Genomic DNA, 13534 nt, shown 5'->3' on the forward strand with positions numbered 1-13534 from the left:
GCTATGGCCGCCACCAAGCACAAGCCGGGATCCCTCCTGGGCGCGATCCTCGGTCTCATCGGTTTCAGCGCCGCCGCCGGCGTGCTGGTCTCCGCGACCCTGACCCCCGCCCTCGCCATCGCGTCGAGCACCGCCAACAGCGGCCTCGACGTGTTCGAGAGCCTCCCCTCGTACGCGCAGATCACGCAGCAGGCCGAGCGCAACCGCATCTACGGCATGCGCGACGGCGAGCCGGTCGAGATCGCGCAGTTCTACAGCCAGGACCGCCAGGTGCTCACCTGGGAGCAGGTGCCGCGGACGGCGGTGGACGCCCTCGTCGCAGGCGAGGACCGTCGCTTCTACTCCCATGGCGGCGTCGACGCTCCCTCCGTCGCCCGCGCCGCGCTCTCGCAGCTCGGGTTCGGCGGCGACTCCGGAGCGTCGACCCTCACGATGCAGCTCGTGCGACAGCAGATCGCGATCGACGCCTGCCTCACCGACACCGAGGAGGCGCAGGCGGTCTGCGATGCGCAGTACAGCCAGTCCTACCAGCGCAAGCTCGCCGAGATGCGCCTGTCCATGGGCCTCGAGCAGCGATACACGAAGAACGAGATCGCCCTCGCATACCTGAACATCGCGAACTTCGGCGGCAACATCTACGGCATCGAATCGGGAGCCCAGCGCGCGTTCGGCAAGCCCGCGTCGGAGCTCAGCATCGCCGAGTCCGCCGCGCTCATCGCCACGGTCCAGAACCCGTCGACGCGCAACCTGTTCAACAGCGCCAACTGGCCACGGAACCAGGAGCGACGCGACTTCATCATCCGGGCGATGGCCTCGGAGGGCTACATCACCGCCGAGGAGCGCGACGAGGCTCTCGCGACCCCCGTCGACGAGGAGTTCGTCAATCCTCAGCCCGCGAACAACGGCTGCATCTCGGGCCATGACTCGACGCGCTTCTTCTGCGACTACGTGCAGCGGACGCTGTCCAAGGCGCAGGTCGACGCCAACGGGAACGAGAGCTTCATCCTCGGCGCGACCGCGGAGGACAACGCACGCGTGCTCGCCCAGGGCGGCCTCCGCATCTACACCAGCATCGACGTCGGTCTGAGCGACGCGGTGCAGGACCTCGTCGACCAGTACGTCCCCAACACCGAGACGCGCTGGAACTCGGGAGGCGCCGTCACGCAGCTCGAGGTGGGCACAGGGCGGATCCTGACGATGGTCCAGAACAAGGACTACTCGCCGACCGAGGACGCGCCGCCGACGGCGACGAGCATCAACTTCAACGCGGACGCGCAGCTCGGCAGGTCGAACGGCTTCCAGCCGGGCTCCGGGTTCAAGATCTTCACCCTCGCGCAGTGGATCATCGACGGCCGCTCCGTCAACGAACAGGTCGATGCGACCGCGGAGGAGTGGCGCCAGGGCGACTTCCAGGCCTCCTGCCAGCCCGGCGGCGTGCTGAACTTCGGCGGCGAGTACGATCCGCAGAACAACGAGGGCAACGAGTACGCCCGCATGACCCCGACGCAGATCATGGTGAACTCCGTGAACACGGGCACGCTGCGCATGGCGAGCGAGCTCGACTACTGCAAGATCGTCGACCTGGCGAGCGCGATGGGAGCGACGCCCGCGAACGGCGACTGGGACTACTTCCCCTCGGGCATCATCGGTGGCGCGACGACCGTCACCCCCATGGGGATGGCCCAGGCGTTCGCGACCATCGCCAACGGCGGCACGCACTGCGAGCCGCGCGCGATCGATCGGATCGTCGCTCGCGACGGCAGCGAGATCCTGCCGCCGTCGCAGCAGTGCGAGCAGGTGCTCACGCCCGAGGTGGCCTCGGTCATGCAGCTCGTGCTCGAGGAGGTCACGCAGGGGAACTTCCTCAACAACCCTGCAGGGCCGACCCCGGTGATCTCGAAGACCGGCACGACGAACAACGTGGAGCAGACCTGGGTGAACGGCGCCAGCCCGGAGGTCGCCAGCTCCGTCTGGGTGGGGAACATCACCGGGCCGAACCGCAACCTCGAGGATCGCTGGAACGTCCGCTCGTACATCTTCAAGGCGGCGATGGAGGAGGCGATCGCCCGTTACCCCGGGGGCGAGTTCCTCACGCCTGACAGCGAGACGCTCGCGGGTGACGCCAACGCGCTCCCCGACGTCACCGGCCAGCCGGTCGACCAGGCGCAGGCCGCCCTCGAGGGCGCCGGCTTCACGGTCCAGGTCGCCAACCCGGTCGACGGCCTCCAGGCGGAGGGCCTCGTCGAGTACACGGCTCCCGGCGCCGGCACGCAGGTGACCACGTCGACGCCGATCATCCTCTACCCCTCCAACGGTGCGCTCGCGCCGGGCGCGTCGCCGTCCGAGACGGGGACGCCCGAGACGGCGGCGCCGGAGGGCCAGGCGTGGCCCGACCTCGTCGGGCAGGTGCTCGCGGATGCGCGGACCGCCGTGCAGGGCGCGGGCTTCGACCCCGCGAACGTTCAGGTCACGTGGCAGGACCACGGCGAGGGCAACCGCTGCGTGGTGCTCGCGCAGAACCCGGCGGCCGGCACCGCGGGCCAGCCCGCGGATCCGATCTCCGTGGTCGTCGGGTCCGACGCATCCGGCGGCGACCCTGGCTGCTAGCCGGGCGCTCGGCGCGGTCGTCGGCGGCGTGCTCGCCGCCGGGGCCGCGGTCGCCGCCTACGCCACCGCCGTCGAGCCGCGGGCCTTCCGCATCCGCAGCGAGACGCTGCGCATCCTGCCCGAGGGCGCGCGGCCGATCACCGTGCTGCACCTCGCCGACATCCACCTCGCGCCGTGGCAGGGCACCAAGCTCGACTGGCTGCAGGGCCTCGCGACGGTGGAGCCCGACCTGATCGTCAACACCGGCGACAGCCTCGGCCACGCCGCGGCGCTGCCGGTGCTCGCGGATGCGCTGCAGGTCTTCCGCGGCGTGCCCGGCTTCTTCGTGCACGGCTCGAACGACGTGCACGGCCCGCAGCTGAAGAACCCGCTGCGCTACTTCGCCGGGCCCTCGCAGCAGCGGCGCGACGCGCCCGTCGAGCGGCTCGACGTCGCGGGCCTCGAGCGCGCCTACGCCGAGCTCGGCTGGCTCGACCTCAACAACACGGCCCGCGCGGTGGAGGTGCGGGGCACGACCGTCGCGGGCTTCGGCGTCTCGGACGCGCACCGCGACTGGGACCGCCTCGACGAGGCCGAGGCGGCGCTCTCGCGCATGCGCAAGGCGCTCGGCGCCGACGCGATCGGTGCGACGCTCGGCGTGACGCACGCGCCGTACCGCCGCATCCTCGACGCCTTCGTCGACCTCGGCGCCGACGCGATCCTCGCCGGCCACACGCATGGCGGCCAGGTACGGGTGCCGGGCGGCCACGCGATCGTCACGAACTGCGACATCCCTCGCGAGCAGGCCTCGGGCCTCTCCACGTGGCGACACGACGGCCGCGAGGCGCCGCTCAACGTCTCGCAGGGCATCGGCGCCTCGATCTATGCGCCGTTCCGGCTGGGCACGCCCCCGGAGGCGGTCGTCGTGTCGCTCGCGCCTCGCAGGATCGGGTAGACTGGCCAGGTTGCACGGACGGAGCCTCGGCTCCGGATGGCACACCGGGGTGTGGCGCAGCTTGGTAGCGCGCGTCGTTCGGGACGACGAGGTCGCAGGTTCAAATCCTGTCACCCCGACCGCAGAGGCCCCCACCGCTCAGGTGGGGGCCTCTTCCGCGTCCGGGAGGCGCGAGCGGCGCCCGCTCCCCTACCCGAGCCGGCCGCCCGACTCCTCGAGGTAGCAGGTGGCGCAGAGCGACTCGTAGTGCACCGTCTCGCCGTCGATGGCGACCTGGTCGCCATCGAAGACGAACCGCTCGCCGACGCGGCGCCCGTTGAAGAGCGCCTTCCGGCCGCAGCGGCAGATGGTCTTCAGCTCCTCGAGCGAGTGCGCGAGCTCGAGCAGGCGCGCCGAGCCGGGGAACGCGCGCGTGCGGAAGTCGGTGCGGATGCCGTAGGCCAGCACGGGCACGCCGCGCTCGACCGCGATGCGCAGCAGCTCGTCGACCTGCGCCGGCCGCAGGAACTGCGCCTCGTCGACGAGCAGGCACGCGACCGGAGCGGGATCGGCCGCGGCGGCCTCGTCGAACCGCGCGACGAGCGAGTCCTCCGGCCCGACGAGCACGTCGACCTCGCGGGTCATGCCGAGGCGCGAGACGACGTCCCGCTCCCCCTTCGTGTCGGTCGCCGGCTTCGCGAGCAGCACGCGCTGGCCGCGCTCCTCGTAGTTGAACGCCGCCTGCAGGAGCCCGGTCGACTTGCCGGAGTTCATCGCCCCGTATCGGAAGTACAGCTTCGCCACGACGACCATCCTGCCGCCTCGGCGCGCCGTCCGGCGCCACGTCGGCTAGAGGATGCCGTCCTCCTCGGCGCGCACGATGAGCTCGGAGCGCTTGCCGGCGGGCCGGTCGAGCGCCGCGTACTTCGCGCGCACGCGCCGCAGGAAGGTCTTCGCGGTCTCGTACCCGACCTGCATCTCGTCGGCCACCTGCACGGTCGTCCGACCCTGCACGTAGTAGGCGAGCGCGCGCCGCTCGCGCGGCGAGAGGCGCGGCCGAGCCGGGCCGACGCCCATCCTGCCGCGGCGCCTGCCGGGATGCCGGGCATCGCGGATGCTGGCCGAGAGCGCGTACCCGTCGGTATCGGCGGGGAGCACGACGGCCCCGGCCTCCGCGAGCTCGTCGGCGAGCGACGGCTCGGCGTCGACGAGCACGACGACGACGGCGCCCGCGGCGATCGCGGTGCGCGCGTGCGCGAGCAGGGGCGGGCCGGGTTCCTCGATGAGGACGATGGCGTCGCCGGGGAAGCCGTCAGCCGTCACGAGATCGGTGAACCTCCCCTCGACGGCTTCGAGCCTGAGGGCTGGCTGCTCCGCGATCGCATCGCGGAGAGCGTCGGCCGCCGTGCCGGTGGCGACGGCGGTGACGCTTCGTGGTGCACGGTCCGATGGAGCTTCCGTGGCAGACATGGGGTGGTCCTGGGGCTAGGGGGACGCGGCGCCCGCCGCCGCTGGGTGGATCTCTCGCGCGGCCTCATCGCTGAGTCCGAGCGCTCGGGCGGTGTGCGCGATGCTCGCACGGGCCGCGTCGCGGTCCGCGTTGAGCTTCGTGCCGTAGCTGGGGATCAGCTCACGGATGGTGTCCTCCCAGCGCGGCATGTGCTCCGGGAAGCAGCGGCCCAGGATGGTCAGCATGATGTGGACGGCCGTCGAGGCGCCCGGCGATGCGCCGAGCAGGCCTGCGATGGTGCCGTCGGCCCCGGTGACGACCTCGGTGCCGAACTGCAGCACGCCGCCCTTCTCGGGGTCCTTCTTCATCACCTGGACGCGCTGGCCCGCGGTGATGAGGCGCCAGTCCTCGTCGCGCGCGTTCGGCATGAACTCGCGGAGCGCGTCGAGGCGCTTCTGCCGCGAGGCGAACACCTCGCCGGCGAGGTAGGAGACGAGCGGGAGGTTGGCGAGGCCCGCGCGGATCATCGGGTACAGGTTGTGCCCCTTGATCGTCTCGAACATGTCGGTGTAGCTGCCGGTCTTCAGGTACTTCGGGCTGAAGCCCGCGTACGGGCCGAAGAGCAGGCTGGTCTCGCCGTCGACGACGCGCGTGTCGAGGTGCGGCACCGACATGGGCGGCGCGCCCACGCTCGCCTTGCCGTAGACCTTCGCGGTGTGGCGCGCGACGACCTCGGGGTCGTCGGTCCGCAGGAAGGCGCCCGTGATGGGGAAGCCGGCGAAGCCCTTCGCCTCGGGGATGCGCGACTGCTGCAGCAGCTTCAGCGCGCCGCCGCCCGCGCCGACGAACACGAAGCGCGCGTGGACGTCGCCGGGCGTCTGGCCGATCTCGCGGCGCAGCTTGATGCGCCACGTGCCGTCGGCCTCGCGGCGCAGGCCCTTGACGGCGACGTTCGTGTGCACCTTCGCGCCCGCCTCCCGGAGACGGCCGAAGAGGAGTCGCGTGAGGGCGCCGAAGTCGACGTCGGTGCCGTCGGTCGAGCGGGTCGCCGCGATCGGCTGCGACTTCGCGCGGCCGGGGATGAGGGTGGGCGCCCACTCGCGGATGACCTCCGCGTCCTCCGAGTACTCGATGCCCTCGAAGAGCGGCTCGTCCTTGAGCAGCTCCCAACGGCGGCGGAGGTAGTCGACGTTCGCCTCGCCCCAGACGAAGGTCATGTGCGGGGTCGCGGCGATGAACGCGGACGGCTCGGGGAGCGTGCCGTCCTCGACGAACGATGCCCACAGCTGCCGCGAGAGCTGGAACTGCTCGTTGATGTCGACGGCCTTGGCGGTCGACAGCTCGCCGTTCGGGCCCTCCGGCATGTAGTTCAGCTCGCAGAGCGCCGCGTGCCCGGTGCCGGCGTTGTTCCAGGGGTTCGACGACTCCTGGCCGACCTCCGGGAGGCGCTCGAAGACCTCGATCGACCACGACGGCTCCAGGCGGTTGAGGAGCGCACCGAGCGTCGCGCTCATGATGCCTCCACCGATGAGGGCCACGTCGATCGTCTTCGTCACGCCAACGATCCTACGCCGACGCCCCTGCGCTGTCCGACAGCGGCCTGGTGGTGCGGCGCAGCGCACCCCTAGCATGAGGCCCACGATCCTCAGGAAGGGAGCGTGCGATGGGCATCCTCGACGACGCGAAGGACCGGCTCGGCGACGCGGCCGGCTGGGCGAAGGAGCAGGCGGAGCGGCTCGGCGACCGGGCGGGCGACGCCGGCCAGGCGATCGGCGCGGGCGCCGCGGAGGCCGCCCACTGGGCGCGCGAGCGGATCGCGGCCGCGCAGCCGGGCGACGGGGTCGACCGCGCCGGCGCGTCCGTGGCCGCGCTCGACGATGCGCGATCGGGCGGCGGCCCGGGCGCGCCCTCGGGCGAGCCCTCGGCCGACGGCGGCGTGCCCGCGACCGAGTGGGTCGAGCAGTCCCGCGACCACGCCGAGCCGCACGCCGGCGCGCACGCCGACGAGCAGCCGCCCGTGCAGCACGAGGTGCCGCCCGTTCCCGAGGAGCCGACGCCCTAGGCGGCCCGGCGCCGTGCAGGCCGGCTCTGTCCGGGCCGGCTCCCGGCGGGCCGGCCGGCCTCAGCCGAGGCGCTGCGCGACGAGCTCGGCGAGCTGCACGGCGTTGAGCGCCGCGCCCTTGCGCAGGTTGTCGTTCGAGACGAAGAGCACGAGGCCGTGGCCCGGCTCGGCCGACCCGTCGGCGCGGATGCGGCCCACGAGCGACGCGTCGGCGCCCGCCGCCTGCAGCGGCGTCGGCACGTCGACGAGCTCGACGCCGGGCGCCTGCTCGAGCAGCTCCCGGGCGCGCTCGGGGCTGAGCTCCCGCTCGAACTCCGCGTGGATCGCGAGGGAGTGGCCGGTGAAGACGGGCACGCGCACGCAGGTGCCGGCGACGCGCAGGTCGGGGCGCTCGAGGATCTTGCGCGACTCGTTGCGGAGCTTCTGCTCCTCGTCGGTCTCGAGCGATCCGTCGTCGACGATCGAGCCCGCGAGCGGCAGCACGTTGTGGGCGATGGGCTGCGTGTAGACGCCCGGCTCCCCCAGGTCGACCGCCGAGCCGTCGTGCGCGAGGCGCTCGGGGTGCTGGCCCGCGGCGCGCTCGAGCTGCCCGCGCAGCTCCTCGACGCCCTTGAGGCCCGAGCCCGAGACCGCCTGGTAGGTCGCGACGACGAGGCGCTCGAGGCCGGCCTCGCGGTCGAGCGGCTTCAGCACGGGCATCGCGGCCATCGTGGTGCAGTTGGGGTTGGCGATGATGCCCTTGGCCGCGCCGGTGATCGCGTGCGGGTTCACCTCGGACACCACGAGCGGCACGTCGGGGTCCATGCGCCACGCGGACGAGTTGTCGATCACGACGACGCCCGCCTCGGCGAACCTCGGCGCGAGCCGCTTCGAGGTCGCGCCGCCGGCGGAGAAGATCGCGATGTCGAGGCCGCTGGGGTCGGCCTCGTCGGCGTCCTCGACCACGACGTCGCGGCCCTGGAAGACGATGGTGCTGCCCGCGGAGCGGGCGGACGCGAACAGCCGCAGCTCGTCGATCGCGAGGCCGCGATCGGCGAGCAGGCGCAGCACGACGCCGCCGACCTGGCCGGTGGCGCCGACGACGCCGAGGCGCAGCGGACGCGCCTCGTGGGCCTCGTCGGCCAGCCGGCGGATCATCGGCCCGTCCCTGCGTGCACGACGGCCTCCTGCTCGGCGTCGAGCTCGAAGGCGGAGTGCACGACGCGCACCGCGTCGACCAGCTGGTCGGCGCTCGTGACGACCGAGATGCGGATCTCGGAGGTCGAGATCATCTCGATGTTGATCCCGGCGTCGGAGAGCGCGCGGAACAGGCGCGCGGACACGCCCGCGTTGGTGCGCATGCCGGCGCCGACGAGCGCGAGCTTGCCGATCTGGTCGTCGTGCTGGAGGTGCTCGAAGCCGACCTCGTCGCGGTGCGCCTCGAGGGCCTGCAGCACCGCGCCGGCCTCCTCCTTCGGCAGCGTGAACGAGATGTCGGTGCGGCCGGTCGCGGCGGCGGACACGTTCTGGACGATCATGTCCAGGTTCGCGCCCGTCTCGGCGACGATCGTGAAGATGCGCGCGGCCGTGCCGGGCACGTCCGGTGCGCCCGCGACCGTGACCTTCGCCTCGCTGAGGTCGTGGGCCACGCCCACGATCATCGGCTCTTCCATTGCGGACCCCGCTCTCTCTGGGTCGTAGACGATGGTGCCCTCGTCGTTCGTGAACGAGGATCGCACGTGGAGGGTGACGCCGTGGCGGCGCGCGTACTCGACGCTGCGGACGTGCAGCACCTTCGAGCCCGCCGCGGCCATCTCGAGCATCTCCTCGCTCGTGATGCGGCTCACCTTGCGGGCGCGCGGCACGACGCGGGGATCGGCGCTGAAGACGCCGTCGACGTCGGTGTAGATCTCGCACACGTCGGCATCGAGGGCCGCAGCGAGCGCGACGGCGGACGTGTCGGAGCCGCCGCGGCCGAGGGTCGTGATGTCGCCCGTGACCTTGTTGAAGCCGGCGAAGCCCTGCACGATCGCGATCTGGCCCTCGTCGAGGGCCTGTCGGACGCGGCCGGGCGTGACCGAGACGATCCGGGCCGAGCCGTGGCGGTCGTCGGTGAGCATGCCGGCCTGGCTGCCCGTGAACGAGACGGCCTCCGCGCCCTGCGACTTGATGGCCATCGCCAGCAGCGCCATCGAGATGCGCTCGCCGGCGGTGAGCAGCATGTCGAGCTCGCGGCCGCCCGTGGGCAGGTTCGGCACGACGGCGTGCGCGAGGTCGAGCAGCTCGTCGGTGGTGTCGCCCATGGCGGAGACCACCACGACGACGTCGTCGCCGCGCTTGCGCGTCTCGACGATGCGCTTGGCGACGCGCTTGATGCTCTCGGCGTCGGCCACGCTGGACCCGCCGAACTTCTGCACGATGAGGCTCACACCGCTCCTCGAGTCCCGGAGATCTCAGTCTAGGCGCCGGGCGCATGCCGACCGCGCCGAGGGCGCGGCGGCGTCGGCCTCAACGCTCGATGGTGCGACGGCCCTCGAAGGCGCGACCGAGCGTCATCTCGTCGGCGAACTCGAGGTCGCCGCCGACCGGCAGCCCGCTCGCCAGGCGCGACACCCGGATGCCGAGGGGCAGCAGGGAGCGGATGAGGTAGGTGGCCGTGGCCTCGCCCTCGACGTTGGGGTCGGTGGCGATGATGACCTCCTCGACCGTCGCGTCCTGCAGCCGCGTCATGAGCTGCGCGACGCGGAGCTGGTCGGGGCCGACGCCCTGCATGGGGTTCAGGGCGCCGCCGAGCACGTGGTACAGCCCGCGGTACTCGCGGGTCCGCTCGATGGCGACGACGTCCTTCGCCTCCTCGACGACGCAGATCGTGTTCGGCACGCGGCGCGGGTCGCGGCAGATGGCGCAGCGCTCCTCCTCGCCGATGTTGCCGCAGATCACGCAGAAGCGGACCTTCTCGCGCACCGTCTGGAGGATCGTCGCGAGCCGATCGACGTCGAACGTCTCGGTCTGGATGATGTGGAACGCGATGCGCTGAGCCGACTTCGGGCCGACGCCAGGCAGCCGGCCGAGCTCGTCGATGAGGTCCTGGACGATGCCGTCGTACACGCGCTCAGCGCTCCCCTCGCACCCGCGGGCGCTCCTCGATCAGCTCGGCGCCCAGCTCCTCGCGCACGACGGCCTCGCCGTAGCGCGCCGCCTGCGACGCCGACAGCGCCTGGACGGGCTCGGGCGCGCTGCGCATCGCCTCGGCCATCGGCGAGGGCTGCGGCGGGCGGGCGCCGCTCGGCTCCTGCGCCGCCGGGGAGGTCTCGATCGCCGCGGCCTCGGGCGCCGAGACGAACGAGAACGGGTCGGGCTCGGGCTCGTCGGGCAGCGCCTGCTCGGGCAGGTCGGCGGGCGGCGCCTCGGCGTCGCTCGGGATCGCGGCCACGGCCCAGCCGACCACGGGTGCCGCCGGCTCGGCCGTCGATCGCGCGGCCGGCGCGCTGCGCGCGGGATCCGGCTGGCGGGCGGCTGCCGGCGCCGCGGCAGGCGCCGCCGGTGCGACCGAGGGCGCGGGTGCGGAGGCGGGCCCGGGGGCCGCGGCTCGGGAGCCCTCCTCTGCGGGCGCGGGCTCCTGCGCGTCGCGGCGCGGGCCGCTCGGCTGGCGCGTGCGCGGCACGTAGCGCACCTGGATGCCGAGCAGCTCGTCGATCGTGCCCCGCAGCACCTCCGCGACGCTCGGCGCGCCGGGCTTGTGCTCCTTGAAGCGCTCGACGTCGGCGTCGGAGGTGAATCCCACGACGAGCACGTCGCCGTCGCGGAGGTCGATCGGGGTGATGTTCGACACGAGCATGAAGGCCTTGCGGTCGTGCTCGCCGAGGCGCTGGAGCACCTCGTCCCACGCGTCGCGCAGCTGCGCGAAGCCGATCGGCGCGGCGGGCGCGGCGACCGCGGGCTCGGGCGCGGCGACGGCGGGCGCGGGCGCGGCGGCCTCGGGCGACGGCGTCGAGGCGGCGGCTGGCGCGGTCACCGGGCCGTCCGCGGTCCACACCTCGCGCTGGCCGGCGGCCGGGGCGGGGGCCGCTGCGGTCGCGGGCTCGGATCGAGGTGCGGGCTCGGGCGCCGGTGCGACCGGCTCGGCCGGGCGCTCGGACGCGGGGGCCGCCGGCTCGGCCGGGCGCTCGGGCGGCGCGGCCGGCGGCTCGGCGGGCGCCGCCGCGGCTGCCGCGGACGCGTCGACCGACCCGATGACGACGCCGTGCTCGAGCCGCTGCTCGAGCCGCTCGACGCGCGCGATCGTGCCGACCTGCGGGTCGCCGGTCTCGGGCACGAGCAGGCGCGCGGCCATGAGCTCGAGGTGGAGGCGCGGGCTCGTCGCCCCCGCCATGTCGGTGAGCGCCTTCGCGACGATGTCGGCGGCGCGCGAGAGCTCGGCGTGGCCGAAGCCGCGCGCCTGCTCGACGAGCGCCGCGAGCTCGTCCTCGGGCACGCCGTGGAGGATCGCGGCCGGGTCCTGCGCGGCCTGGGCGACGATGAGGTCGCGGAGGCGCTCGAGGAGGTCCTCGACGAAGCGGCGGGGATCCTGGCCCGACTGCACGACGCGGTCGATCGACTCGAACAGCCGGGGCGCGTCGTGGGCCGAGAGCGCGTGCACGATCGCGTCGAGCAGCTCGCCGTGGGTGAAGCCGAGGAGGCCGACGGCCTGCTCGTACGAGACGGTGCCCTCGGATCCGGCGATGAGCTGGTCGAGCAGGCTCAGGGTGTCGCGCGCGGAGCCGCCGCCGGCGCGCACCACGAGCGGCAGCACGCCGGGCTCGACCTGCACGCCCTCCTTGGCGCACACGGCCTGCACGTGCTCGAGCATGGGCGCGGGCGCGATGAGCCGGAACGGGTAGTGGTGCGTGCGCGAGCGGATGGTGCCGATGACCTTCTCGGGCTCGGTCGTCGCGAAGATGAACTTGATGTGCTCCGGCGGCTCCTCGACGATCTTGAGGAGCGCGTTGAAGCCGCCGGACGTGACCATGTGGGCCTCGTCGATGATGAAGACCTTGTAGCGGTCGCGGCTCGGCGCGAAGGTGGCGCGCTCGCGCAGGTCGCGGGCGTCGTCGACGCCGCCGTGGCTCGCTGCGTCGATCTCGACGACGTCGAGCGAGCCGCCGCCGTCGCGGCCGAGCTCGACGCACGAGTCGCACACGCCGCACGGGTCGGGCGTCGGGCCCTGGGCGCAGTTGAGGCAGCGGGCGAGGATGCGCGCGCTCGTGGTCTTGCCGCAGCCGCGCGGGCCGGAGAACAGGTAGGCGTGGTTCACCCGGTCGGCGCGCAGCGCCGTGCGCAGCGGATCGGTGACGTGGGCCTGCCCGATGAGCTCGGCGAACGACTCCGGCCGATAGCGGCGGTAGAGGGCGGCGACCATGCGCACCAGGCTACTTCCCGCCGCTGACGCGCCGAGCCGGGTGGGTCGGGGCCGGACATGAGGGACTCCCCGCGCACCCGCGACGCATCGCGTCGCGGCGCGAGCCCGACCCGGCCATCATCGGGGCCGGACACGAAGGACTCCCCGCGCACCCGCCAGAGCCCGGTTGCCCTTGCTTCGTCTCCGACCTGGGGGATTTGGCCTGGATGGCGCCACGCGGGGAGCCACCACCATCGTACCCGCCGCGGCGGGCGGTCGCATCACGCTCTGGGCGGAGGCATGGCGGACGCCGCTAGCGTGTGCCCATGCCGATCGCCCTCGCCGCCACGGTCTCCGGCCTGCCGCTGCATCCGCTCGCCGTCCACGTGCCCGTCGTGCTGCTGCCGCTCGGCGCGCTCGGCCTCCTGCTGCTGCTCGTCGTGCCGCGCTGGCGCGCGCAGCTGGCGTGGCCGGTCGTCGCCGTGCTCGCCATCGCCACGGTCGGCGCGCTGGTCGCGAAGCTCTCGGGCGAGGCGCTCGCCGCCCAGGTGGGCGTGCCGGCGCAGCACCAGCAGCTCGGCAACTGGCTGCTCGTGATCAGCGCGATCCTGCTGCTGGCGACGATCGCCTGGTGGCTGTGGGAGCGCCGCGCCTCGCGCCGCCGCCGCCCGACGGGCGTGGTGGGCGTGCTCGTCGCGCTCGTGCTCGGCACGCTCGCGGTCGGCTCGCTCATCGTCGCGGTGCTCACCGGCCACTCGGGCGCAGAGGCCGTCTGGGGCGACCGCCTCCCGAGCGGCGACGACGCGACCGCCACGAGCGAGTCGGCCGAGCCGGGCGCCGCCGCGACGGCGGGCGCCGACGAGCCGCTGACGCTCGCGGTCGTCGCGCAGCACGACGACTCCGCCTCCTGCTGGGCGGCGATCGAGGGCCAGGTGTACGACCTGACGGAGTGGGTGACGCAGCACCCGGGCGGCGCCGACCGCATCCTCGCGATCTGCGGCACCGATGCCACCGAGACGTTCGAGGGCCAGCACCGCGGCCAGGCGGAGCCCGAGGAGCAGCTGAGCCGCTTCGCGATCGGCGCGCTCGAGGAGTGAGCGCCGCGGCCGCGCACCGCGGCCGCGCCATCGGGCTCGATCGGCTCGA

The 13534-nt window shown here is 73.5% G+C and carries 11 protein-coding genes, 1 tRNA gene and 1 other RNA gene; 5 read left to right on the forward strand and 8 right to left on the reverse strand.

The window, feature by feature from the left end; translation table 11 throughout:
• The first annotated feature begins 3 nt into the window (after nucleotides 1-3).
• The 3 genes from IEW90_RS11450 to IEW90_RS11460 all read left to right on the forward strand — a co-directional run bounded on the left by IEW90_RS11450 (nucleotide 4) and on the right by IEW90_RS11460 (nucleotide 3660).
• Nucleotides 4-2607: a transglycosylase domain-containing protein gene (locus IEW90_RS11450; RefSeq protein WP_188718417.1), complete on the forward strand. Its 2604-nt coding sequence runs from the start codon at nucleotides 4-6 to the stop codon at nucleotides 2605-2607.
• A 28-nt stretch (nucleotides 2608-2635) separates the two neighbouring features.
• Nucleotides 2636-3541, forward strand: a complete 906-nt coding sequence (locus IEW90_RS11455) for a metallophosphoesterase (RefSeq protein ID WP_229679647.1) — start codon at nucleotides 2636-2638, stop codon at nucleotides 3539-3541.
• 45 nt (nucleotides 3542-3586) lie between these two features.
• Nucleotides 3587-3660, forward strand: a tRNA-Pro gene (locus IEW90_RS11460).
• A 70-nt stretch (nucleotides 3661-3730) separates the two neighbouring features.
• Here the strand turns inward: IEW90_RS11460 and IEW90_RS11465 are convergent.
• From IEW90_RS11465 to IEW90_RS11475, 3 genes are all read right to left on the reverse strand, one after another.
• On the reverse strand, nucleotides 3731-4324 hold the full coding sequence (locus IEW90_RS11465) for a thymidine kinase (RefSeq protein WP_188718418.1): 594 nt from the start codon (nucleotides 4322-4324) through the stop codon (nucleotides 3731-3733).
• A gap of 45 nt (nucleotides 4325-4369) precedes the next feature.
• Complete coding sequence (locus IEW90_RS13925; RefSeq protein ID WP_188718419.1) at nucleotides 4370-4843, reverse strand: helix-turn-helix transcriptional regulator; 474 nt, start codon at nucleotides 4841-4843, stop codon at nucleotides 4370-4372.
• 162 nt (nucleotides 4844-5005) lie between these two features.
• Nucleotides 5006-6526, reverse strand: coding sequence for a malate:quinone oxidoreductase (locus IEW90_RS11475; RefSeq protein ID WP_268236832.1), 1521 nt, complete (start codon nucleotides 6524-6526; stop codon nucleotides 5006-5008).
• A gap of 107 nt (nucleotides 6527-6633) precedes the next feature.
• Here IEW90_RS11475 and IEW90_RS11480 point away from each other — a divergent pair, with 107 nt between their 5' ends.
• Complete coding sequence (locus IEW90_RS11480; RefSeq protein ID WP_188718421.1) at nucleotides 6634-7032, forward strand: hypothetical protein; 399 nt, start codon at nucleotides 6634-6636, stop codon at nucleotides 7030-7032.
• Between the two features lie 60 nt (nucleotides 7033-7092).
• On the opposite strand, the gene IEW90_RS11485 is transcribed toward IEW90_RS11480, so the two are convergent.
• The 5 genes from IEW90_RS11485 to ffs all read right to left on the reverse strand — a co-directional run bounded on the left by IEW90_RS11485 (nucleotide 7093) and on the right by ffs (nucleotide 12638).
• Nucleotides 7093-8169: an aspartate-semialdehyde dehydrogenase gene (locus IEW90_RS11485; protein ID WP_188718422.1), complete on the reverse strand. Its 1077-nt coding sequence runs from the start codon at nucleotides 8167-8169 to the stop codon at nucleotides 7093-7095.
• Nucleotides 8166-9440, reverse strand: a complete 1275-nt coding sequence (locus IEW90_RS11490) for an aspartate kinase (RefSeq protein ID WP_188718423.1) — start codon at nucleotides 9438-9440, stop codon at nucleotides 8166-8168. Before IEW90_RS11490 ends, IEW90_RS11485 begins: the two co-directional genes overlap by 4 nt.
• A gap of 79 nt (nucleotides 9441-9519) precedes the next feature.
• Entirely contained in the window at nucleotides 9520-10119 is a 600-nt protein-coding gene (recR, locus tag IEW90_RS11495) for a recombination mediator RecR (RefSeq protein ID WP_188718424.1), read from the reverse strand.
• Nucleotides 10120-10123: 4 nt separating this feature from the next.
• Nucleotides 10124-12409 (reverse strand): DNA polymerase III subunit gamma and tau, encoded by a 2286-nt coding sequence (locus IEW90_RS11500; protein WP_188718425.1) that lies wholly within the window; start codon nucleotides 12407-12409, stop codon nucleotides 10124-10126.
• Between the two features lie 132 nt (nucleotides 12410-12541).
• An RNA gene (gene ffs, locus IEW90_RS11505) (signal recognition particle sRNA small type) lies at nucleotides 12542-12638 on the reverse strand.
• Nucleotides 12639-12714: 76 nt separating this feature from the next.
• Between ffs and IEW90_RS11510 the strand changes: the two genes are divergently transcribed.
• Nucleotides 12715-13485 (forward strand): cytochrome b5-like heme/steroid binding domain-containing protein, encoded by a 771-nt coding sequence (locus IEW90_RS11510; protein ID WP_188718426.1) that lies wholly within the window; start codon nucleotides 12715-12717, stop codon nucleotides 13483-13485.
• The last annotated feature ends 49 nt before the right edge of the window (nucleotides 13486-13534 follow it).

Source organism: Agrococcus terreus (genome assembly GCF_014645235.1).
Taxonomy (GTDB): Bacteria; Actinomycetota; Actinomycetes; order Actinomycetales; family Microbacteriaceae; genus Agrococcus; species Agrococcus terreus.

What these genes read in the sequence shown, in the direction of transcription:
- IEW90_RS11485 (WP_188718422.1), bottom strand. Translation starts at nt 8,169, where the DNA reads ATGATCCGCCGGCTGGCCGACGAGGCCCACGAGGCGCGTCCGCTGCGC.
- IEW90_RS11510 (WP_188718426.1), top strand. Translation starts at nt 12,715, where the DNA reads ATGCCGATCGCCCTCGCCGCCACGGTCTCCGGCCTGCCGCTGCATCCG.
- IEW90_RS11450 (WP_188718417.1), top strand. Translation starts at nt 4, where the DNA reads ATGGCCGCCACCAAGCACAAGCCGGGATCCCTCCTGGGCGCGATCCTC.
- IEW90_RS11500 (WP_188718425.1), bottom strand. Translation starts at nt 12,409, where the DNA reads ATGGTCGCCGCCCTCTACCGCCGCTATCGGCCGGAGTCGTTCGCCGAG.
- IEW90_RS11480 (WP_188718421.1), top strand. Translation starts at nt 6,634, where the DNA reads ATGGGCATCCTCGACGACGCGAAGGACCGGCTCGGCGACGCGGCCGGC.